This is a genomic window from Sphingobium sp. FG11, from assembly GCF_057809915.1.
The window spans coordinates 102083-124582 of sequence record NZ_JBMDKW010000006.1 but is presented as its reverse complement, the minus strand read 5'-3'; the positions used below and the strand labels follow the sequence as shown (position 1 = coordinate 124582).

General features: G+C 63.6%; 20 protein-coding genes and 1 tRNA gene. 7 read left to right on the top strand and 14 right to left on the bottom strand.

Annotation, left to right across the window (positions count from 1 at the left end):
- Window positions 1-324: 324 nt before the first annotated feature.
- Window positions 325-398 (bottom strand) — tRNA-Cys (locus ACODSN_RS07395).
- Between the two features lie 215 nt (window positions 399-613).
- Here ACODSN_RS07395 and ACODSN_RS07390 point away from each other — a divergent pair.
- The 5 genes from ACODSN_RS07390 to ACODSN_RS07370 all read left to right on the top strand — a co-directional run bounded on the left by ACODSN_RS07390 (window position 614) and on the right by ACODSN_RS07370 (window position 7654).
- Window positions 614-1246: a protein-L-isoaspartate O-methyltransferase family protein gene (locus ACODSN_RS07390; RefSeq protein WP_489054287.1), complete on the top strand. Its 633-nt coding sequence runs from the start codon at window positions 614-616 to the stop codon at window positions 1244-1246.
- Between the two features lie 10 nt (window positions 1247-1256).
- The gene (locus tag ACODSN_RS07385; RefSeq protein ID WP_489054286.1) at window positions 1257-2699 is read left to right on the top strand and encodes a TolC family outer membrane protein; all 1443 of its coding nucleotides are present in this window, start codon (window positions 1257-1259) and stop codon (window positions 2697-2699) included.
- Window positions 2700-2790: 91 nt separating this feature from the next.
- On the top strand, window positions 2791-3309 hold the full coding sequence (locus ACODSN_RS07380; RefSeq protein ID WP_489054285.1) for a DUF2497 domain-containing protein: 519 nt from the start codon (window positions 2791-2793) through the stop codon (window positions 3307-3309).
- Window positions 3310-3409: 100 nt separating this feature from the next.
- Entirely contained in the window at window positions 3410-6169 is a 2760-nt protein-coding gene (locus ACODSN_RS07375; RefSeq protein WP_489054284.1) for a valine--tRNA ligase, read from the top strand.
- A 33-nt stretch (window positions 6170-6202) separates the two neighbouring features.
- Window positions 6203-7654, top strand: a complete 1452-nt coding sequence (locus ACODSN_RS07370) for an MATE family efflux transporter (protein WP_489054283.1) — start codon at window positions 6203-6205, stop codon at window positions 7652-7654.
- Here ACODSN_RS07370 and ACODSN_RS07365 read toward each other — a convergent pair whose 3' ends face one another.
- Window positions 7655-9313: an ATP-binding protein gene (locus ACODSN_RS07365; RefSeq protein WP_489054281.1), complete on the bottom strand. Its 1659-nt coding sequence runs from the start codon at window positions 9311-9313 to the stop codon at window positions 7655-7657.
- A gap of 227 nt (window positions 9314-9540) precedes the next feature.
- Between ACODSN_RS07365 and ACODSN_RS07360 the strand changes: the two genes are divergently transcribed.
- A complete protein-coding gene (locus ACODSN_RS07360; protein WP_489054279.1) occupies window positions 9541-10620 on the top strand; it encodes an acyltransferase family protein in 1080 nt (359 codons plus the stop codon).
- Between the two features lie 15 nt (window positions 10621-10635).
- On the opposite strand, the gene ACODSN_RS07355 is transcribed toward ACODSN_RS07360, so the two are convergent.
- The 11 genes from ACODSN_RS07355 to ACODSN_RS07305 all read right to left on the bottom strand — a co-directional run bounded on the left by ACODSN_RS07355 (window position 10636) and on the right by ACODSN_RS07305 (window position 21112).
- Entirely contained in the window at window positions 10636-11640 is a 1005-nt protein-coding gene (locus ACODSN_RS07355; protein WP_489054278.1) for an LLM class flavin-dependent oxidoreductase, read from the bottom strand.
- Between the two features lie 55 nt (window positions 11641-11695).
- On the bottom strand, window positions 11696-12136 hold the full coding sequence (locus ACODSN_RS07350) for an Hpt domain-containing protein (protein WP_489054277.1): 441 nt from the start codon (window positions 12134-12136) through the stop codon (window positions 11696-11698).
- Window positions 12137-12217: 81 nt separating this feature from the next.
- A complete protein-coding gene (locus tag ACODSN_RS07345) occupies window positions 12218-12469 on the bottom strand; it encodes a sulfurtransferase TusA family protein (protein ID WP_489054276.1) in 252 nt (83 codons plus the stop codon).
- Window positions 12459-13823 (bottom strand): ribosome biogenesis GTPase Der, encoded by a 1365-nt coding sequence (der, locus tag ACODSN_RS07340; protein ID WP_489054274.1) that lies wholly within the window; start codon window positions 13821-13823, stop codon window positions 12459-12461. Before der ends, ACODSN_RS07345 begins: the two co-directional genes overlap by 11 nt.
- 154 nt (window positions 13824-13977) lie before the next feature.
- Window positions 13978-15321, bottom strand: a complete 1344-nt coding sequence (locus ACODSN_RS07335; RefSeq protein ID WP_489054273.1) for a PQQ-like beta-propeller repeat protein — start codon at window positions 15319-15321, stop codon at window positions 13978-13980.
- A 15-nt stretch (window positions 15322-15336) separates the two neighbouring features.
- Window positions 15337-16035 (bottom strand): tetratricopeptide repeat protein, encoded by a 699-nt coding sequence (locus ACODSN_RS07330; RefSeq protein WP_489054385.1) that lies wholly within the window; start codon window positions 16033-16035, stop codon window positions 15337-15339.
- Window positions 16036-16106: 71 nt separating this feature from the next.
- Window positions 16107-16979: a 3-methyl-2-oxobutanoate hydroxymethyltransferase gene (gene panB / locus ACODSN_RS07325; protein WP_489054272.1), complete on the bottom strand. Its 873-nt coding sequence runs from the start codon at window positions 16977-16979 to the stop codon at window positions 16107-16109.
- Between the two features lie 93 nt (window positions 16980-17072).
- Complete coding sequence (locus ACODSN_RS07320; RefSeq protein WP_489054271.1) at window positions 17073-19535, bottom strand: TonB-dependent receptor; 2463 nt, start codon at window positions 19533-19535, stop codon at window positions 17073-17075.
- 81 nt (window positions 19536-19616) lie between these two features.
- Entirely contained in the window at window positions 19617-19802 is a 186-nt protein-coding gene (locus ACODSN_RS07315) for a YezD family protein (protein WP_489054269.1), read from the bottom strand.
- Window positions 19803-19933: 131 nt separating this feature from the next.
- Window positions 19934-20602 carry an RBBP9/YdeN family alpha/beta hydrolase gene (locus tag ACODSN_RS07310; RefSeq protein ID WP_489054384.1) on the bottom strand — a complete coding sequence of 223 codons (669 nt, stop codon included), beginning with the start codon at window positions 20600-20602 and terminating at the stop codon, window positions 19934-19936.
- Between the two features lie 144 nt (window positions 20603-20746).
- On the bottom strand, window positions 20747-21112 hold the full coding sequence (locus ACODSN_RS07305) for a PRC-barrel domain-containing protein (protein WP_489054268.1): 366 nt from the start codon (window positions 21110-21112) through the stop codon (window positions 20747-20749).
- 88 nt (window positions 21113-21200) lie between these two features.
- On the opposite strand from ACODSN_RS07305, the gene ACODSN_RS07300 reads away from it, so the two are divergent.
- A complete protein-coding gene (locus ACODSN_RS07300) occupies window positions 21201-21632 on the top strand; it encodes an OsmC family protein (protein ID WP_489054266.1) in 432 nt (143 codons plus the stop codon).
- On the opposite strand, the gene ACODSN_RS07295 is transcribed toward ACODSN_RS07300, so the two are convergent.
- Window positions 21604-22482 (bottom strand): DMT family transporter, encoded by an 879-nt coding sequence (locus ACODSN_RS07295; RefSeq protein WP_489054382.1) that lies wholly within the window; start codon window positions 22480-22482, stop codon window positions 21604-21606. The genes ACODSN_RS07300 and ACODSN_RS07295 overlap by 29 nt on opposite strands.
- Between the last annotated feature and the right edge of the window lie 18 nt (window positions 22483-22500).

The following is a 22500-nucleotide window of genomic DNA, read 5'->3' as shown; positions in this document are numbered from 1 at the left end:
TAACGCGCTGTGCTTCGTCGTCACCAAGTGGAGGAAGTCGTTTTCCGTCAAGGGGTTTGACGGGTGGTTTCGCGAACAGTGCGACGCGGCGCGCCTGCCGCAATGTAGCGCCCATGGTCTGCGCAAGGCGATCATGCGACGAATGGCGGAGCCTGGTCACAGCAGACGCTTAAATCTGGGTCCGGTCACGTTCGCGATGAAGAGGCCCGAATCTATGCCAAGCCGCCAATCAGCAGCGCATGGCCGATGATGTCATAGTCGCGTCTTGGGAAGTCTAACCCTTGCGTCCAAACCCGCAGAAAACAGGGTCAAACTATGACACGGTGGAGGCCCGAGCCGGAATCGAACCGGCGTGCAAGGATTTGCAGTCCTCTGCGTCACCACTCCGCCATCGGGCCTTCCGTCGCGGTGGACGCCGCAAATGTGCGGCTTTCCCGGTAAAGTCAAGCGCGACCCGGTGCCCGTCGGATAATCTTCTCCAAGAATCTGATATTGCCCGTGCAAAGCCGCTTGGCGCGGGGAGCGTGCTGATTTAGAGGTTCGGTTATCCCTTTGCTGTATTGTATCATCAATACAGTTGTGCCAAGCCCGTGACGGCGGGCAAGGAGTTATCGTGACCGAACAGAATTTTTCCTCGATGCGGGCTGCCATGATCGAAAGCCAGCTGCGCACCAGCGATGTCGATGATCCGCGGGTCATTGCGGCGATGGCACATGTGCCGCGCGAGACTTTCCTGCCGGAAACACGGCGCGCCATGGCCTATATCGACCGGCCGGTGCCGCTGGATGGCGGCCGGGCGCTCAATCCGCCGCTGGTGACGGGGCGGCTGCTCAAGGAGGCGCAGGTCGCGCCCGGCGAGAAGGTGCTGCTGATCGGCGCAGCGACCGGCTATGCGGCGGCGCTGCTGGCCAGGCTCGGCGCGCAGGTGACGGCGGTTGAGACAACCGATGGGCCGGACGTCGCCGTAGCGGGCGTGGATGTCGTGCGCGGTTCGCTGGTGGACGGTGCGCCCGATGGCGCGCCCTATGATCTGTTGGTCATCGAAGGCGCAGTAGAGGAAGTTCCCGCCGCGCTCGTCCAGCAACTTGTCGATGGGGGCCGGGTCGTGACGGGTCTGCTGGAACGCGGCGTGACCCGTCTGTGCAGCGGCAGCGTCGTTGCCGGCGCGCTCGGGCTGACCAGCCTTGTCGACATGGAAATGGTGGTGCTGCCCGGTTTTGCGAAGCCGGAACGCTTCGTTTTTTGAGACGGGACCGATGACGGCCAAGCGACTTTCCCCCCTGCGGTCCGCCGCCATCGCCCTGTTGCTGCCGTCCTCCTCCGGTATCGGGATCGCGCATGCGGAAACGCTTCAGGGCGCGCTGGCCAGAGCCTATCAATCCAACCCGACCCTGACCGGCGCGCGCGCGGGCCAGCGAGCCACCGACGAAAATGTGCCGATCCAGAAGGCCGCGGGACGGCCCAATATCGGGGCCAGCGCGGAATTTCAGGAACTGGTCGTGCGTCCGGCCAGCAGTTTCATTTCGCCGCATCGTTCGGCCAATGCTTCGGCGAGCATCAGTGTGCCGATCTATTCGGGTGGGGCTGTGCGCAATGGGGTGAAGGCGGCAAAGACGCGCGTTGAAGCGGGGCGGGCCGATCTGCGTGCGACGGAAGCCAGCATCTTCGCCCAGGTGGTCGCCGCCTATATGGATGTGATCCGCGACAGCGCGATCGTGTCGCTCAACCTCGCCAATGTCAAAGTGCTGGATGTCAATCTTCAGGCGACGAACGATCGCTTTGAGGTCGGCGATCTGACCCGCACCGATGTCGCCCAGTCGCAATCGCGCCTGGCGCTCGCCCGGTCCGATCTTCAGACGGCGCAGGCGAACCTGATCGGCAGCCGGGAAAATTATATCGCGCTCGTTGGCGCGGCGCCCGATGATCTGACCCCGCCGCCTGCGCTGCCGGGGCTACCCGCGACGCCGGAAATCGCGGTGCAGGTCGCGCTCGCCGACAACCCCGATATCCAGTCCGCGCAAAAGGCGGCGGAGGCGGCGCGCTACGACGTCCGCGTGGCCAGGGCCGGGGCGCTGCCCACGCTGACCGGCTTCACGCAGGGCAGCTATACCGATTATCTCGACAATGCGCTGGCGGCGAACAAGCAGGTCGCTGTGGGCGTGACTGCTACCTTGCCGCTCTATCAGGGTGGCCGTCCGGCCGCTCAGGTGCGACAATCGCAGGCCTTGCAATCGCGCGCGATGGAGCAGGAGATCGGGGTCGAGCGCGGCGTGATCGCGCAGGCGCGCGCGGCCTATGCGAGCTGGCAGGCGTCGTTGCTGACCATCCAGTCGAGCCAGACGGCGGTCGATGCCGCCAATCTCTCGCTGGAAGGGGTGCGGGCGGAAAATTCGGTGGGCAGCCGCACCATCCTCGACATCCTCAATGCCGAGCAGGAAGCGCTGATCGCCAATGTCCAACTGGTGTCGGCGCGGCGGAACGCCTATGTCGCGGGCTTCAGCCTGCTGGCGGCGATGGGCCATGCGGAGGCGAAGGATCTGGCGCTGGATGGCGGCGCGCTTTACGATCCGGTCGTCAATTACGACCGGGTGAAGGGCAAGTGGTTCGACTGGGATTATGATCCCGCGCCTGCGCCTGTCGCGACGCGCACCGTTGACTCGCCCGCGCAAAACGCCAATGTGGCGGCGACAGCGCAATAGTTACGGGCGATTAACCGTTCCGGGGCTATTTCAGGGCGCGTGATGTGCCGCCGGACTTCGGTGGCCGATCAGAAGGCGGAGCGGGGGAACCATGGGCGACATGAGCAAGGAACCCTCGATGGAAGAGATACTCTCGTCCATCAAGCGGATCATCGCGGAAGAGGGCGAGGACGTCATTCAGTCCGCCCCCCGTCGCGGCCGCGCAGCGGCCTCCCGTTCCTTTGTCGAGCTGGGTGTGCCCGCGCTGGAGGAGGACGAGGATGCAGCGTCCGACGAAGTTCTGGAACTAACCGACGAGATCGCGGTAGAGGAAATCATGCCAGCGCCCAAGCCGACCGGCCGTCCGAGCCGCACTCCCGCCGTCTCCGCGCCCGTTGCTTCGGCGGCCGATGATTCGATCCTGTCGGTGGAAAGCGAAGTCGCGGCGCGGCATTCGTTGTCGGCGCTGTCCTCGATGCTGATCGCACCCGCCGATGGGGGAGACAATACGCTCGACGGTCTCGTGCGGTCGATGTTGCGCCCCATGCTCAAGGAATGGCTGGACGCGCGCCTGCCCGCGATGGTCGAGGATATGGTGGCCAGGGAAATCGCGCGCATCACCGCGCGGTAAGAGTGCTGGAATGACGGGCGAAGGCGACTTTTTTGCCCCCGCGCCGCTTTTGTGAAAAACCGTTTCCCACTTTTTCGCGCGATGTTCTAAAGCGCGTGCCATGAGCGAATTACCCAAGACCTTCGACCCCGCAGCAATCGAATCCCGCTGGTATGCCCATTGGGAAGATCATGGCCTGTTTCGACCGGAGCGCCCAGACGCGCAGCCCTTCACTATCGTCAACCCGCCGCCCAATGTGACCGGGTCGCTGCATATCGGCCATGCGCTCGACAATACGTTGCAGGATATTGTGATCCGTTACGAACGGCTGCGCGGCAAGGATGCGCTGTGGGTGGTGGGCACCGACCATGCGGGTATCGCCACCCAGATGGTGGTCGAGCGGCAGATGGAGGCGCGGCAGGACAAGCGCACCAACTATTCGCGCGAGCAATTCGTCGAGAAGGTGTGGGAGTGGAAGGCCGAGAGCGGCGGCGCGATCACGCGCCAGTTGCGCCGGCTGGGCTGTTCGATGGACTGGAGCCGCGAACAATTCACGATGGACCCGCATTTCAGCAAGGCGGTTATCAAGACCTTCGTAGAGCTGCATGCGCGTGGGCTGCTGTATCGCGACAAGCGGCTGGTAAACTGGGACCCGCATTTTCGTTCCGCCATTTCCGATCTGGAGGTGGAGACGAAGGAAATGCAGGGCGGTTTCTGGCATTTCCGCTATCCGCTGGCCGACGGGGGGCGTCTCGCCAATGGCGCGGATCATATCGTCGTGGCGACGACACGGCCCGAAACCATGCTCGCCGACATGGCGGTGGCGGTGAATGAGGACGATCCGCGTTACAAGGATGTGATCGGCAAGGAGATTCTCCAGCCGATCACCGGGCGACGCTTCAGGATCGTGGCGGACGAGCATGCCGACCCCGAACTGGGATCAGGCGCGGTGAAGATCACGCCGGGGCATGATTTCAACGATTTCGAGGTCGGCAAGCGCGCCGGGTTCAAGGCCGGCGACATGCTCAACATGTTCGATGCCGATGCGAATGTCGTCCAGACCGCCGACGGGCTGATCCCCGATCGCTTCCTCGGGCTGCATCGCTTCCGCAAGGATGGCGTTGATGGCGCGCGCGAACTGGTGGTGGCGGAGATGAAGGCATTGGGCCTGCTGGTGCCGCACATCACGAAGAATAAGGACGGCGAGGCGGTCGCCGCCGATTTCGAGCCGCGCGCGATCCAGACGCCGTTCGGCGACCGTTCGGGCGTGGTGATCGAACCATGGCTGACCGATCAATGGTATGTCGATGCCGCGAAACTCGCGGTCGCGCCGATGCAGGCGGTGCGTGACGGGCGGATCGAGATCGTGCCCAAAACATGGGAAAAGACGTTCTTCAACTGGATGGAAAATATCCAGCCCTGGTGCGTGTCGCGGCAGTTGTGGTGGGGCCACCAGATTCCGGTCTGGTATGACGAGGATGGCCATCCTTATGTCGCAGAGAGCGCGGAGGAGGCTCAGGCGCGCGCTGGTAACAAGAAGCTGGTCCGCGATCCGGATGTTCTCGATACCTGGTTCTCTTCGGCACTCTGGCCGTTCGCGACGCTGGGCTGGCCGAAGCAAAGCGACCTGGTCGCAAAACATTACCCCAACGACCTGCTCATCAGCGGCTTCGATATCCTGTTCTTCTGGGACGCGCGGATGGCGATGCAGGGGATGGAGTTCATGGGCGATGTTCCGTGGAAGAAGCTCTATCTTCACGGCCTCGTTCGTGCGGCGGATGGGCAGAAAATGTCCAAGTCCAAGGGCAATGTCGTCGATCCGCTCGGCTTGATCGACAAGTTCGGCGCGGATGCGCTGCGCTTCTTCATGGCGGCGATGGAGAGCCAGGGCCGCGACGTGAAGATGGATGAGAAGCGGGTCGAGGGTTATCGCAACTTCGCGACCAAGCTGTGGAACGCGGCGCGCTTCCTGCAAGCCAATGGCGTCACCGCGTCGACCTCCCGCGAAGCGCCACACGCGCAGGCGCCGGTCAATCGCTGGATCATCGCGGAGACGGTCGCGACCGTGCAGGCGATCGACACCGCCATGGCGGAACTGCGTTTCGATGCCGGGGCGAACGCCATCTATCACTTCGTCTGGGACCAGTTTTGCGACTGGTATATCGAACTGTCCAAGGGTTCGATGGACGACGAGACGCGCGCGGTGGCGGGCTGGGCGTTCGACCAGATCCTCGTCATGCTTCACCCCTTCATGCCATTCATAACCGAAGAGTTGTGGAACCTGACTGGCGAGCGTGCGCGCGAACTGATCGTGTCGGACTGGCCGGTGGCGCTGCATGAGGTCGATGTGCAGGCGCAGGCGGAAATCGACTGGCTGATCCGGCTGGTGAGCGCGATCCGCACCGCTCGCACCGAACTCAATGTGCCGCCGGGGGCCAAGCTTACGATGCAAATATCGGGTTGCAGCCCACTCACTTTTGAAAGGCTGAAACGACAAGAGGGAGCACTGCACCGCTTAGCCCGCCTGAAAAATATCATTGTCCTACCGGATGGGACCGGTTCAGCTCGGCTAGATGGGAAGCCGGTCGGCGATGCGATAGCATTTTTAGCTGCTCAAAGCAGTGCGGCGCAGATCGTCGTGGACGAGGCGACCTTCATCCTGCCGCTGGAAGGCGTGATCGACATCGCCGCCGAAAAGGCCCGGCTGGCCAAGGCGCTCGGCGCAGCGGAAAAGGAACGGGATTCGCTCGGCGGTCGGCTGTCCAATCCGAGTTTCGTGGAAAAGGCCAAGCCCGAAGCCGTCGCCAAGGCACGCGAGGATCATGCCGAAAAGGTCGCGGAGGCCGATCGGCTGAAAGCGGCGCTGGAGCGGCTGGGCTGATCGCCTGAAACCCGGCAAAGGAAGAGGATGCCCATGGCAAACGTCGATCGCAGGGGAAAAGACCTGACGCAGGGACCGATCGCGTCCACCCTGCTGCTGTTTGCAATTCCGACGCTGGCGTCCAATATCCTTCAGTCGCTCAACGGATCGATCAACGCGATCTGGGTCGGGCGCTTTCTGGGCGCGCAGGCGCTGGCGGCGACCGCCAACGCCAATATCGTCATGTTCCTGATGTTTTCGGTCGTGTTCGGGTTCGGCATGGCGTCGACGGTGATGATCGCGCAGGCCGTGGGCCGGGGGGATATCGACGCGGCGCGACGGGCCTTCGGATCGGCGGTGGACTTTTGCACGATATTGGGGCTGGTCGTCGCGACGGGCGGATGGCTATGGGCGCCCGATCTGCTGCGCCTGCTGGCCACGCCGGCGGAGGCTTTTCCGCTGGCTCTCGTCTATCTGCGGGTGATCTTCGTCGCCATGCCCGCGACCTTGCTCAGCGTTATGATGATGATGGGGCTGCGCGGCGCGGGAGACGCCCGCACGCCGCTGATCTTCATGATCGTCAGCGTCACGATCGACCTGGTGCTCAACCCGGTGCTGATCCTGGGACTGGGGCCGATCCCCGCCATGGGCATCGCCGGGTCGGCGGCGGCGACCGCAGCGGCGGGTTTCGTCAGCCTGATCGGCCTGATCTGCTACACCTATGCCAAGGACCTGCCGTTGCGATTGCGCGGCGCGGAACTGCATTATCTGCGCCCGGCGGCCAGCCAGTTGCGGATCTTGTTCGGCAAGGGCTTGCCGATGGGGCTTCAGATGATCGTCATGTCGGCGTCCGGGCTGGTGATGATCGGCCTCGTCAATCGCGAAGGGCTGGCGGTGACGGCGGCCTATGGCGCGTCGCAGCAGCTATGGACCTATCTCCAGATGCCGGCGATGGCGGTCGGCGCGGCGGTCAGCGCGATGGCGGCGCAGAATATCGGTGCCGGGCGATGGGACCGGATCAGCCGGATTACAGGCATCGGTCTTGGCTATCAGCTGCTCATCACCGGAACGATGGTGGCGGTGATGTTAGCGCTTCACGAGCTGTTGCTGGGGCTTTTTCTGGGCGATAATCCGCCCGTCATCGCGCAGGCATGGCATATGCAGTTGCGGGTGAGCTGGAGCTATATCGCCTTTGGTTGCACGATGGTGTTGTTCGGCGTGATGCGCGCCAACGGGGTGGTGGTGAAGCCGCTGCTGATCCTGCTGGCGGCGCTGTTCGGCGTGCGGATCGGCTTTTACCATCTGCTTTACCCGCATATCGGCGTGGACGCTTTGTGGTTCAGCTTTCCGGCGGGGTCCTTCGCCTCGCTGCTGCTGGCGTCGCTGGTCTATGCGCAGGGCGGCTGGCGCAAGGCGAAGCTGCTCGCGCCGGTGCATGAGGAAGAATGCCGCGAGACGGTCCATGCCGAAGGCGAGCCGGCGGGGCGGATCATCCCGGCGGGATGATTATCGTCCCTGACTGCGCCAGCGGGTGATGGTGCGGTCCAATATATCATGTTCGCCGCCGCATTGACGCCACAGGTCAGTGAAGCTGGGGTCGGCCGAAGCGGGGCGGCGCGCTTCTTCCAGATCGTCGAGACTGACGCGGATCGGCACCGCGACGCCCTCGCCGCAGATGATCGCCTCCCGGTTGCGCAGCGCCGGAATGGAATCGAGGAAGCCGCGCGCGCCTTCGGGCATGGCCGCCTTCACGAACGCCTGATCGCGGTCATTGTTGAGGCGCATCGAAATGATCGTGCCGCATTGCGACAACACACCCTCGGCCAGATCGGACGGGCGCTGGGTGATGAGGCCGAGGGACACGCCATATTTGCGGCCTTCCTTGGCGATCCGCTCCAATATGCGCCGCACCGCCTGTCCGCGCCCGACGGTGGAGTTGGGGATGTAGCGGTGGGCTTCCTCGCACACGAGCAGGATCGGCCGCTGCGGTTCGTCGCGCGCCCAGATCGCATAGTCGAACACCAGCCGAGACAGCACCGAAACCACGGTGGAGGTAATGTCCGATGGCATGGCGGATACGTCGATGATCGAGATCGGCTTGCCGTTGGACGGCAGGCGGAAAATCTTGGCGATGAAATCCTGCATCGTGTCGGCGACGAGCATGCCGGAAAACATGAAACTGTAGCGCGGATCGGCCTTGATCTCCTCGATCTTGGTCTTGAGCCGCATATAGGGCAGCGACCCGGTGCCCTTGTCGAGCTTGCCCATTTCATTCTGGAGAATGTTGGTCAGGTCGGACAGGAGATAGGGGATCGGCGAGTCGACTGTCAGCCGCCCGATGCTTTCGGCCAGGCGGTTCTTCATGCGCGCGGCGAGCAGGCATTTGGCGAGGATATCGGAGTCGACCGTGCGCTCGGCCCCTTCGGAGGTGACGAACACCTCGCAATGCTCCTCGAAATTCATCAGCCAGTAGGGAAGGGCGAGATTGCCGATATCATAGACCGCGCCATTGTTCGCAAACGCCGCGCCATATTCGCCATGCGGATCGATCATCACGATATGCCCCTGCGGCGACAGATCGCAGATGCGGTGCAGGATCAGGGCTGCGCTGGTCGATTTGCCGGTGCCGGTCGACCCAAGCAGCGCGAAATGCTTGCCCAGCATCGAATCGACATAGAGCGCGGCGCGCGTGTCGGTAGTGGGATAGACGGTGCCGATCTGCACATGGGGCCGATCGTCGGCGGCATAAATTTGCTGCATATCGACGCCGGACACCGGGTGGATTTCGGTGCCTGGCGTCGGATAGCGCGTGACGCCGCGACGGAAGCGATAGATGCGCCCGGTCAGCATTTCCTGATCGCCTTCACCCAGGAAATCGATGTCGGCGATGATGCTGGACGCATTGTCGCGATCCAGCGCCAGCGCCCGGATGCTCGCGATCAGCCAGCTGGTGCCGACCCGCATCTTGACCTGGCTGCCCACCTGTCCCGCCATCGCGATGCAGGGATCGGGGTCCTGACCCAAAATCGCGAGCCGCTGTGCATCGATCATCACCTTGGAACTGGAGCCGGCGATCTGGAATACCATGCCCATGGCGTTGGAGAGCGAAGGGTGGGCCGACGCGCCGACATGGGAAAATGAAGCAGCGCCCGGCATGTGCGTCATGAGCCTTTTTCGTCCTTCATGCCGGACGAACCTCCGGCGCACGCGGACGGTCTAGCGCGATTTGGTAAAGATAGGCTTAGCCTGACGTTCGTACGGCGGGCCGGTCTGTTTGGCAGCCCGGCGGTTAAGCAAGCGTTTCTCTAGCACCATTATGGATGATATTGCGCTCGCGAACGGAACGGCTCTCGCCCCGGCGCATTCAGCATAAGCATCATCAGGATCATTGCTTGACCGATACGATTACCGCTGACGCCGCGCGCCGCTCCGATGCGATCGCCATTGCGCGGGTCATCTGCATTGTCGGCGTCGTCTATGTCCATGCCTGGACCGGGGTGCATGGCGAGATGCTGGCGGCCTTGCGAGGGACGCCGCAGGAAGATTTGCGCTGGGTCCTGATGGAATTATTCGGTCACAGCGCCGTGCCGTTGCTGGGCCTGATTTCCGGATGGCTGGTCGGTGGATCGTCCCGCACGCGTGATTGGATCAGCCATGTGGGGCGCAAGGTGCGCACCATCCTGCTGCCGATGATCGTGTGGAATGCGCTGGCGATCCTGCTGGTGTCAGGCGCGGCGTGGCTGGGTTCGCTGTCGGCGCCGCAACCGCATTCGGCGGGGTGGATCATGCAGGAACTGCTGATCGTCAGCCGCAATCCGGACATCAATGTCCAGATGCCGTTCCTGCGGGACCTGTTTCTGTGCATGCTGGCCGCGCCGCTGCTGGTGCGGCTGCCGGGTTGGGCGCTGCTGCTGGTCGCGGCGTTGGCGGGACTTTGCCATATATTCGGAGTGGGGCCGCCGGTGCTGTTGCGCGCGGCGATCCTGTTTTTCTTCACTCTGGGCATCATCGCGCGGCGGCTCGATTGGGCCGACCGGGCGGTGGCCATGCCGCTGGCGTTGGCGGTGGCGCCCTTCGCGCTGCTGATGCCCGTGCAGCTCGTGCTTGAAATGAAGGGCATCGCCGAACCCGCTTTGTGGCGCGCGATACTGGATCTGGCCGTGCGCGTTGCGGCGGCGCTTTTCTTCTGGCGGTTCGCGTGGGGGATAGCGGGGACGGCGGCGCGCGGAGTGTTGCTGCGGATCGAGCCGTTCGCCTTCTTTTTCTTCTGCGCGCACCTCATCCTGATCTGGCTCGGCGGGCCGGTGCTGGGGGCGTTATTCGGCCCGATGGGATCGCCACTCTATCCCGCCTATCTGATCGCGCAGCCGCTGATCGTGCTGGTGGCGGTCATCCTGCTTGGGACGGCGCTGAGCCGGGCGGCGCCCTATTTCGCCGGACTGTTGAGCGGGGGACGGTTGCGCCGCGCCTGACCGTCGTCCGACCCGTCAGGCAGGTTCGCGTACGCTGAGCGCTCGCGCCGCTTCCATCGCGATCGTATAGCTGCGCTTGCGCGCCTCGAAATCGAAGATCTGGCTGGCGACGATCACTTCGTCCACTCCGGTGCGCGCGATGAAGGCCGCCAGATCGCGCTCTACATCGGCCTGTGTGCCGATGCTAGAGGCGGACAGCACATCGTTCAGCATCGCCTGTCCCTGCGGCGGCAGGCTCTCATAATAGCCCTCCACCGGCGCCGGCATCCGGCCATGCTCTCCGGTGCGCAAACGGATGAAGGTCTGCTGCATCGTACTGGCGAGATAATGGGCCTCTTCTGCAGTCGGCGCGGCGAAGATATTAAATCCGGCCATGGCGTAGGGGCGGTCGAGCTGCGCCGAAGGGCGGAAGTCGCGGCGATACACGGCCAGCGCCTGATCGAGCGCGGCAGGCGCGAAATGGGATGCAAAGGCATAGGGCAGGCCGAGCGCCGCCGCCAGTTGCGCGCCGTACAGGCTGCTGCCCAAAATCCAGATCGGCACCTGTGCGCCGGCACCCGGCGTCGCCTGAAAGCCCAGCCGATCGTCGCCGGCGAAATAGGCCTGAAGCTCCATCACGTCGCGGGGAAATTCATCCGGCCCGCCCGACAGCGTCCGCCGCATGGCCTGCGCGACCCGCTGGTCCGATCCGGGCGCGCGCCCGAGGCCAAGGTCGACGCGGCCGGGGAACAGCGCGTCCAGCGTGCCGAACTGTTCGGCGATCAGGATCGGGGCGTGGTTAGGCAACATGATGCCACCCGCGCCGATGCGGATATGAGAGGTCGCTTGGCCAGCATGCGCAAGCACGACTGCGGTCGCGGCCGACGCGATACCGATGGTGCCGTGATGTTCCGCTACCCAATAGCGCTCATAGCCCAGTGCCTCGACATGGGCGGCGAGGCTGGCGGCATTGGCAAGGGCGGTGGCGACGTCGCTGCCTTCGGCAACGGGCACCAGATCGAGTATGGAAAATCGTGTCATGGGCCGCATATGGGGGCAAGGCCGCGCTTATTTCAATAAGCTTCGAACCGCCGGATCAGACCGCGCGGCCGAATCCCTGGGGAGAGGGATCGACCCGACGGCCGAATGTGACCGGACGCCGCGCCGCCAGCGGGGTGGCGTCGCGGTTCAGCAACGCCATCGTCTCATTGAAGCAGGGGCGCAGGGCGACCACGATCTCGATCAGTTCCTCGGGACTTTCGCGAAATTCGACGCAGCGCCGCGCGACCATTTCGATTTCTTCGGCCATAGCGCTCAGCCGATAGGCGCAGAATTGCGCCGATTCTCCCTTGAGCGTATGGGCCGGAATAACAAGGGCAACGGCATCGCGCGCGCGGAAGGCATTTTCCACGGTAGTAATGGATTTTTCACCATCTTCCCGGAAATAGCCGAGAATGCGTGGGAACTCCGCCCCCAATTCCGCACGGGTACGCGACAATGATTGCAAGTTCACCAGTTCGGTATCGTTGTGGGGCACCCGGAACACTCCTCGCTCGACAGAGTGAAAATAAGGAGCCTGTGTAAACAGTCGGTAAAGAAAATGGCGCGATATGTCCGATCAGGCCCTATCGCCTGATCGACGGGCGAGCATGAAGCGTGTTTGCGCGATCGCAGCAAAGGTCCAGCCCCGTTCTGAGGCGAGCGCCGCCAGTTCGCTGGCCGCGATCGGATCGTCCGCGGCGATCAGCACGGCGTCGGCGGTACGCATCGCCCGCGCGGCGCGCAGCACCGGCCAGGGGCATTTCATGCCGAGCGCGTTGATCTCCTGCGGAACCGCATGGTCGGCCGGGTCAGTAGCCTCATTTGGCATAAGGATTTTTGGCGCTGCGCAGCGTCAGCCGCACCGGCACCGCGCCAAAGCCCAGTTCCTTGCGAATGCCGTTCACCAGATAGCGGCGATAGCTTTCGGGCAGATCGTCCAGCCGGGTGCCGAACAGCACGAAGGTCGGGGGCCGCGTCTTGTTCTGGGTGATGTAGCGCAGCTTGATGCGCTTGCCGCCGGGCGCGGGCGGGGGATTAGCCTCCAGCGCGGTTTCGAACCAGCGGTTGAGGATGCCGGTGGACACACGCTGCGACCAGGCGGTGCGGGTTTCGAACGCCACATGGATCAGGTCGTCCAGCCCTTTGCCGGTGGCCGCCGACACGGTCATGATCGGCACGCCGCGTACCTGCGCCAGACCATCCGACAGGGCCTGTTTGACGCCCTGATACAGCGCCGAACCATGTTCGACCGTATCCCATTTGTTGAGCGCGATGACGAGCGCGCGTCCTTCCTCCAGCACCCGGTCGGCAATGCGCAGATCCTGCGCCTCCAGCCCGCGCGTCGCATCGAGCAGCAGTACGACGACTTCGGCGAAGTTCACAGCGTTCAGGCCGTCCGAAACCGCCAGCTTTTCGAGCTTGTCCTGCACCTTGGCGCGCTTGCGCATGCCCGCCGTGTCGATCAGGCGGACGGGCCGGTCCTCGCCCTCCCGGTTAGTCCAGAGCCAGTCGACCGCGATGCTGTCGCGGGTGATGCCGGCTTCCGGCCCGGTCAGCAGGCGGTTTTGGCCGAGCAGCTGGTTGATGAGCGTGGATTTGCCCGCATTGGGACGGCCGACGATCGCGAGCTTAAGCGGCGCGCTTTCATCATCCTCGTAAAATTCGCGGACGTGCGGCTCGTCATCCTCCCGTTCCAGATGGGGCAGCAGCGCCTGGAACAGATCGGCCATACCCTGACCATGTTCGGCGGAAAAGGGCACCGGCTCGCCCAGGCCCAGGCTGAAGGATTCCATGACGCCATCGTCCGCCGCCTTGCCTTCCGCCTTGTTGGCGACGAGGATGACGGGGGTGTCGTTGGCGCGCAGCCAGCGGGCGATTTCCTCGTCCAGCGGGGTGATCCCGGCGCGTGCGTCGATCATGAACAGGGCGACGTCGCAATCTTCGACCGCCGCCTGCGTCTGCATCCGCATGCGGCCGGGCAGGGAGTTCGCGTCCTCATCCTCATACCCTGCGGTATCGACGATCGTGAAATCGAGGCCCAGCAGATGCACCTCGCCCTCACGCCGGTCGCGCGTGACGCCGGGCTGGTCGTCGACCAGCGCCAGTTTCTTGCCGACGAGGCGATTGAACAGCGTGGACTTGCCCACATTGGGGCGCCCGACAATGGCAACGATGGGCAGCATGGCCCGCTTTCCTTCCCACAATATCGATCGATCTGACCGAAAATGTCATTCCCGCGAAGGCGGGAACCTATCTCCGAAACCGCGCCCCGGACGGAGCGGCTGGGAGATGGATCCCCGCTTTCGCGGGAACGACGGTAATCTTCAATGATCCGTTCTACCGCATCGCCGTCAGCTTGCCATCGTCGGCGAGCAGATACAGCATATTGCCCGCGACCACCGGCGAAAGCGACATCGACTTGCCGATATCGGTTTCGGACTGCACCGATCCGGTTGCCGGATCGACATTGACCATCTGGCCGCGCGTCGACACCAGGATCAGGCGGCCGCCCGCCAGCACCGGGCCGGTCCAGCGGATAGCCTTGTCCTTCTTCTTTTCCTTCTGCCAGCGCCGCAGCTGGCTGACCCAGCGGATCTTGCCGGTAGCGCGGGCGACGCACAGCAATCGCGCGTCGCTGGTGACGGCGAACACCCATTCGCCCACCACCCATGGCGTCGAGATGCCGGCGATGTTGATTTCCCACAGCCGCTGGCCGCTGGTCAGTTCATAGCTCGCCATACGGCCGCCCTGACCGATGGCGAACACGCGGCCGCGATCGATCACCGGATCCGCGTCGATATCGGTGAGCGAGGCGACGGCGGTGGAGATGCTGGTGCGCGACAAGGCGTCGCCCCAAAGCTGGCGGCCATTTTCGTAGCGATAGGCGTTGATTTCGCCCGAGCTGTATCCGGCGATCACCGTGCCCTGCGCGGCGGCGGGGGCGGCGACGCCGAAAATGCCGGTCGCCTGCAACGTGCCGCTGTCGCTCCACTGGACCGCGCCGTCGGTCTGGTTGAGCGCGAAAATCTGATTATCCTGGCCCATCACATAGACATGACCATTGGCAAGGGTCGGCGCGCCGCGCAGCGGACCACCGGGGGTTTTCTTCCACAGGATCGAACCATCGGCTGCGTTGATGGCGGCGACATCGCCGACGCCCGTGCTCGCGTAAATCTTGTCATCGACCACGCTCACGCCGCCGCCGAACAGGGCGCGACCATTGCCCTCGGTCGGGAGCGCCGTCTGCCACAGCTTCGCGCCGCTGGTCGCGTTAAAGGCGATGACACGCGCATCGGCGTCGATCACGAACAGCTTGCCGCCGGACACGACGGGGGAGGAGGCCAGCCGCGCCTTGGGCGTGCTGCCGGAAATCGATGCGGACCATGCCTGAGAAGGCGAGGCGCCAAGCGCCAGATGGCCCATCGTCTTGGATGGATCGCCGCCCGGCTGCGACCATTGGTCGTTCACATAGGGTTCGGGCAGGCTGACCGGAGTATCGGCGATCGACGGTTCGACCTCCACGCCTTGTTCGTTCGACAGGATCGATACGCGGTTGCCGACGACCGGGGTTTTCGGCCCGCCCTTTTTCCCGCCGATGATGCCGCAGCTCGAAAGCAGCGCGACCATGGCGGCCATCGTCACGACGCGGCCGATCGGCGCGAACTTGTTCATCCTGTGCATCCCCATCCCGCTCACTTATCCCCGTACCGGCTCGGCCGGTGAATCCACGGCGTCAATTCCCAATAAACCCGCCATCTGTCGCGCCCGTGAACGGATGGATTGCGGCACTGTCTGATCCTTCGCCATGGCGGCGAACATAGGACCGGCCAGATCGGGCTTGCGCATCTTCATATAAGCGATGGCGACCAGTTCGCCCGCGCTGCCGAACCAGGGCGCGCCCTCGATCGCCAGCGGTTTCAGCCGATCGACCACCTGCTGAGGGGCGAGCGTTTCGAACTCCAGCGCGGTCTGGCGGATTAGCGCGAGATCGCGATAGGGTTGGTCGAGCGCCGTATCGGCGGCCATCGCGGCATAGAGCGCGACCGCAGCCTTTATATCGCCCTTGCGCGAAGCGACGCCCGCCTTGACCAGTTGCGCCGATGCGCGATAGCCCGGCTGGCTCGCCTGCGTCAGCGCATCGAGCTGCTTTGCGTCGGGGTTGCCGCCGCCGATCGCGGCATCGGCCACCTTGGCCATCTCTTCGGACACGGCTTCGGATTTCTGGGCGCTGTAATGCTGCCAGTAAAGCCAGCCGCCGAACGCCGCGAGAGCGATGACCACCGCCGCCAACAGGGCACGACCATAGCGTTCCCAGAAGGTCAGCAGCTGGTCCTGCCGGACGGCGTCGTCGACTTCACGCATGAAGGCTTCGCTATTTTGCGGCGTCAGGGCCACGATATTCTCCGAAATGGGCACGAGAACTGCCGGAAGGCGCGATCTTTAGCGGGGTGGCGGACTTCCGCAAATCACTTTTTGGGCTGATAGACCTGTTCTTCGCCCGGAAAGCTGCGGTCGCGCACCTCCTGCGCATAGTGCTGGACCGACTCGTCGATCATGTCGGCGGCATTGCCATAGCGTTTCACAAAGCGCGGCACGCGATCGAACATGCCGAGCATATCTTCCGTCACCAGCACCTGGCCGTCGCAATGCGCCGACGCGCCGATGCCGATCACCGGAATGGCGATGCTGTCGGTGATCGCGATGGCGAGCGGTTCCATCACGCCTTCCAGCACGGCGGCGAAGGCGCCCGCATCGGCGACGGCGCGCGCGTCTGCGAGGATTTTGGCCTGTTCCTCCTCGCTACGGCCGCGCGCGCCATAGCCGCCGAGCGCATTCACCGCCTGCGGGGTGAGGCCGACATGGGCCATTACCGGAATGCCCCGCTGGCTGAGGAAAGCGATGGTTTCGGCCATGGCCACGCCGCCTTCCAGCTTTACCGCGGCACAGCCGGTTTCCGCCATCAGCCGGCTCGCGCTGGCGAAGGCGGTTTGCGGCGAGGCTTCATAACTGCCGAATGGCATGTCGACCACGACGACGCTGTGATAGCTGCCGCGTACCACCGCCGCGCCGTGCGCCGCCATCATGTCGAGCGTCACCGCCAGCGTCGATGGCAGGCCGTAAATCACCTGGCCGAGCGAATCGCCGACCAGCAATATGTCGCAATGCGGATCGAGGATCTGCGCCTGCCGCGCGGTGTAGGCGGTCAGCATCACCAAAGGCTCCGCCGTCCGGCCATCGACCTTGCGCCGCTGGATCGCGGGCACGGTCAGCCGCTTCATCGGCGCGGGCGTGGGATTGGCGCGGCTGGTCGAGGTGTCGAGGGTGAAGGTCGTGGACATGGGCGCGCTTTACCCTAGCGATGCGGGGGGCGCAAATGCCACAGGAGCGGGCATGGCCTTCGCCGTACCCGCTCCCGTCGCTATAGGCTTGCGTCAGAAGGAGAATTTGATCGTGCCACCCCAGGTCCGCTGGTCGCCCGGCTGCCCGGCGATCAGGCCGACATTACCCGGTGCGACCTGAAGCAGTTCGATATAGTTGACGTTGAATGCGTTGCGCACCCAGCCGAACACATCGAACCCTTCGCCCCGGAAGCCGGCGCGGAAGTTGGTCAGCGCATAGCCCTTCACATTGGTGTAGATCGAAGGCGAGGCGTTCGAATTCCAGTGCGAGCGGTAATTGCCGTCGACGCCCAGATAGACCTGGCCTTCCTTGTCGAGCAGCGTGACCGGCAGATTGCCCTCCGCGCCGTAGGAGAAAGCCCATTTCGACACGCCGGGCAGGGCCTGACCGGAAATGTGGCAGGCGCGCGGGCTGGCGGTGTTGGGAACACCGGCGTTGGAATAATCCGCAGGCTGGTTGAGCGGCTGGAGCGTGCCGCCCGACAGTTCGGGCGGGCAAGGCGCATTGGTGAATTTCTTATATTTAGCGTCGGTATAGGCGCCGTTGGCATAGGCGCTGAAGCGGTCGCTCGGCGCGATCTTGAAGTCCGCTTCGATCCCCTGCGAGCGGACCTTGTCGGCATTGGCGAGATAGCCGCGCACCGTGCCGAACTGGCCGCCATTCACCGTCGCCTGGAAATTCTTGATGTCGGTGCGGAAGGCGGTGAGATTGAAGGTCGCCCGGCGGTTCCAGAACTGCGTCTTTAGGCCGATCTCGAAATGATTGACCGATTCCGGCTTTACCGTCTCCGCGTCGTAATTGACCGTATTGTCCGCGTTGAGCGGCAGACCATTCTGGTTGATGCCCAGCGTTTTGAAGCTCTTGGCATAGGTCGCATAGGCGAGGATATCGCGAGCGATCTTGTAGTTGATGTTGAAATCGTAGGTGAAATTCCATTTCGAAGCGGACGGCGCGCTGGTCTGGGGCTGGTAGACGCCGCACTGGGCCGCCAGCCTTGCCGGCAGAGAACCGCCCGGCGGAATGGTGCAGTCGATGACGTTGCCCTGACCGTTGGTCACGACGCGCTGGTAGAAGCCCGACTTCTTGTCATAGTTGACGCGTGCGCCGGGCTGGATCGTCAAAGCGTCCGTCACCTTCCAGCTAAGCTGGCCGAACAGCGCGGCGCTGGTGCTCTTGAGCCATTGCGTGTTGCTGGCGGTCAGGCCGTTGAGGACGCTCGGATCGTTTGCCAGGTTGCCCGTCAGGCTCCAGCGGCTGGCGTCGGCCCCCTGCGATTCGGTGCCTTGCGTGTCGATCCGCTGCTTGAAGCCGAACAGACCGGCGACGAAGTCGATCTTCTCGCCTTCCTGGCTGTAGCGAAATTCCTGGCTATACTGGTTCTGCTGCGACGGGTTCTGCGACTTGGCGACGATCGACAGGCCGGTAAAGTCGCGGTCATTCTCGGGCTTCCAGTCCCAGAAGCGCCAGGCGGTGATCGACGTGAACTTGCCCGCGCCCAGATCCCAGTTCACCTTGAGCGACGCGCCGCCGATCTTGTTACCGGCGTTGAGGTTGCTGTCGAGGTCGGTCAGCCGGTCATAGGGATTGCGGCTGGGCACCGCATAGTTGCGGCCCGGATTGGCGGCGTTGATGGCGGCGACCAGCGCGTCATACTGACGGGTCAGGACGCGCTGCGTCTTGCCGACGCGCACGAAGGTCGTGCCATAGCCTTCCGGGTTCTGCCGGCTGTAATCGCCCGACAGGGTGATGGAGAGGTCGTCATTGGGCTTGAACAGCAACTGGCCGCGCAGACCGAGATTATCCTGCTCGTTGATCCAGCGCTGGCTGGTGACATTGTAGAGCGTGCCGCGACGGCTGGTCGATGCGATGGCAATGCGGGCGGCGATCGTGTCCGACAGCGGGCCGGAAACGGCGGCCTTGGCCTGCTTGTAATCGAGATTGCCCACGGTCAGTTCGGCGCGCCCCTCGAAATTGAAGGTCGGCTGGTTGGTGGTGATGTTGATCGCGCCGGCGGTGGTATTCTTGCCATAGAGCGTGCCCTGCGGCCCGCGCAGCACCTCGACCTGATTGACGTCGAGGAAATCGAAGGTCGCGGCGGCGACGCGCGAGTTATAGACATCGTCAACATAGATGCCAACGCCCTGTTCGAACCCGTCGCTGGTCAGGCCGAACGGCACGCCAAGGCCACGGATATTGACCGAGGTATTGCGCGGATTGGACGTATAGACCTGAAGCGTGGGGGCAAGCTGTTGCAGCTTGACGACGTTGAAATTGCCGGTCGCCTCGATGCTGTCACCCCGGATCACCGATATCGCGAGCGGCACTTCCTGCGCCGTTTCCTGGCGACGGCGCGCCGTGACGATGATGACTTCGCCGCGCGCCTGCTGTTCAGCGGCGTCGACCGCCGGAGCGGGCGCGGCATCCTGCGCATGGGCGGCGGGCGAGGCAAAGCTGGCGGTCGCCGCGCTGGCGAGCAACAGAAAACGTGCGTTCATGATATTTCCCCCTTTGATCCGGATGTCCGGTCAGAATTTATGGAGCGCCGCCGACTGCCGGCTGACGCCCGGCTGGTCCGGTCAGTGGCCCGGACGGGTCTTTTCGGTGACGTCAATCTGCACGACGCGGGCGTCGTGAACCGTTAGCGTGATCGATCCGAAACGCAGATGTTCGAGCGCGCCACGCACTTTCTCGATGCTGGCGATGATATCCTTCCGACCATTCGGGTCCGACCGGATAAAATCATTTGGCCTGTGTTCACTCATATGCGCGTTCGCCCATTTGCACTTTACCAGCCGGACCATTATCTCAACTTATGAGATAGACAAAAAAGCAAAAATGTGGGGCGTGCAAGTTTCTCTTGGCACGCCCCGATGAGGAGCATCAAAATGGCGACTCAGGACAGCGCGCGCTGTGTGATCCACCGATGTTCGCCATGGGCGAAGGGGAGGGAGGGGCGTAACTGCCGCTGCATCTGCGCCTGCTCATGCGCGCCGTCGATCAACCGTTCGAGCATCGACTGGCCGAACCGCCATTCACCCAGGCCCGATTCCGCGTTGATATGCCCGCAATGACCGGCATCGACGAACTGGCTGCCCCAATATTTGCCGATGCTGTGAGCGCGCTCGTAGAAAATATAGGGGTCGTTGCGACTGGCGACGACGATCGAGGGAAAGGGCAGTTGCGCGCGCGGGGTCGGGCCGAACCCGCCGATCGTTTCGGGCGTTTCCATCCGGTCGCAATCGGGCGGCGCGACCAGCAGAGCGCCCGTTACGGGCCAGCCATAGGCCTGACTTTGCAGCGCCCCCCACCAGGCGACGGCGAGGCAGCCGAGACTGTGCGCGGCGAGAATGATCGGTCCGTTCGCCTCCCGGATGGCGGCGTCGAGGCGCGTGATCCAAGCGTTGCGATTGGGGCTGGCCCAGCTGCCCAGATCGACACGCTGACAGTCGCCGCGCTGTTCTTCCCAGAGGGTCTGCCAATGATCGGGGCCGCTATTATTGAGGCCGGGGATGGTCAGCACGACGGGTTGGCGTGCATCCCCTGCATGTCCGAATCGCTCCATGATCCTGTCCTCGTCCATTTTTACGAGCCTCGGACGATAATTCTATTTCATCGGTAGACAATAGGCTGGCGACGAAATGTGTCGGAATCTGGGCAGTCGGAAATGGCGCCTGCCACCGATGGTTTTATGCGCCGACTTCTGCGCTCAAAAGGGGTAGATCAGTCCATAATAGCCATGGATGTTCCGACCATAATCGTCGTCGAAAAGGGGCCGCTGATCGTTGGGGTGGCTCGGCGCGCTGTCCAGCATGCGCTTGTCCAGTTCCACCACATAACCGCCCATTTCCACGTCATAGTGCAGCATCGACCATGGCAGCGGATAATGATCATGCCCCATGCCCAAAAAGCCGCCGAATGACAGGACCGCATAGCGGACCTGGCCGCTGCGCTTGTCGACCATGAAATTGGAAATGCGGCCGAGCTTTTCGCCCGCCTTATTATAGACCAGTGTGCCTTCCACCCGGTCCGAAGCGATCAGGTCGCCCTCATTTTCCAGCGCTGCATCGGCCATCGTCGCTCTCCTGCAAAAATTAGCCTATATCGGATGCAACCATGGACGGGGGGCCGGGTTCCCTCTTCCCAACGGCAGGAGAACGGGCGTGAAAATAAATCGCAGCGGATCGGCAGTATGGAGCGGCGGTCTCAAGGACGGGAAGGGCGCGATTTCGACCCAGAGCGGCGCGCTCGACGCCCATCCCTATGGCTTTGCCACCCGCTTCGAAGGTGTGCCGGGCAGCAATCCGGAGGAACTGATCGCCGCGGCGCATGCGTCCTGCTTCACTATGGCCCTCTCGCTGATTCTCGGCGAAGCGGGCCTGACCGCCGACAAGATGGAGACCAGCGCCGTCGTGACGCTGGAACAGCAGGAGGATGGCTTCGCCATCACCGCGAGCAAGCTGACGCTCAAGGCGACGATCCCCGGCGTCGACGACGCGACGTTTCAGCAACTCGCGGCCAAGGCGAAGGCCGGGTGCCCAGTATCGAAACTGCTGAAGGCGGAGATCAGTCTGGACGCGGAACTACTGGGCTGAGGCGCAGCCGCCTGGCGTGAACATGCTCGCGCCAGGCGATAGCGAGGCCGCTGCCGATGATGATCGCCGCGCCCACCCAGGTGGAGGCCATCGGCCAGATTCCCCATAGCGCCCAGCCGAGCAGCGTGGTCCACAGGATGGCGCTATAGTCCATCGGCAGCACGACCGAGACCGGCGCCCAGCGCAAGGAGGCGGTGAGGCATATCTGCGTCACGCCACCCAGCAGCCCGATCGTCAGCAACAGGCCCCAGGTGACGGCATCATGCGCCTGCGCGACGAACGGCATGGCGGCCCCCAGCGGAATCAGCGAAAGCAGCGTGAACCAGAACACGATGACTCCCGCGTTTTCGGTTCGCCCGAGCTGACGCAGGACGAGGCTGACGCTGGCGGTCAAAATCGCGCCCGACAGGGCGACCGCAACGCCCATCATCGGAAAATGTCCCGAATCCGGCCGCACCATGATGAGCACGCCGATGAAGCCCAATGCGACCGCGGACCAGCGATGGATGCCGGTCGGTTCGCGCAGGATCAGCGCCGACAGGATGGTGCCGAAGATCGGCATGGTGAAGCCGATCGTCGTGGCCTCTGCCGGGGGCAGAAGGATATAGGCGAGGAAATTGAGCAACATGCCGACCACGCCCAGCGCCATACGGCTGGCATGGATGCCGATCCGGTGCGTGCCGAGCGATTGCAGTCCGCCGGTCATGGCGACCCAGAGGGTCACGAGCGGCAAAGACAGCAATTGGCGGTAGAACAGCGATTCGATCACATGGACGCCATGGCCATCGGCCAGACGCACGGTAACGAGCATCGCGGACATGCACAGTACCGCGCACAACCGGATGCCGATGGCAAAGAGCGGACGGTT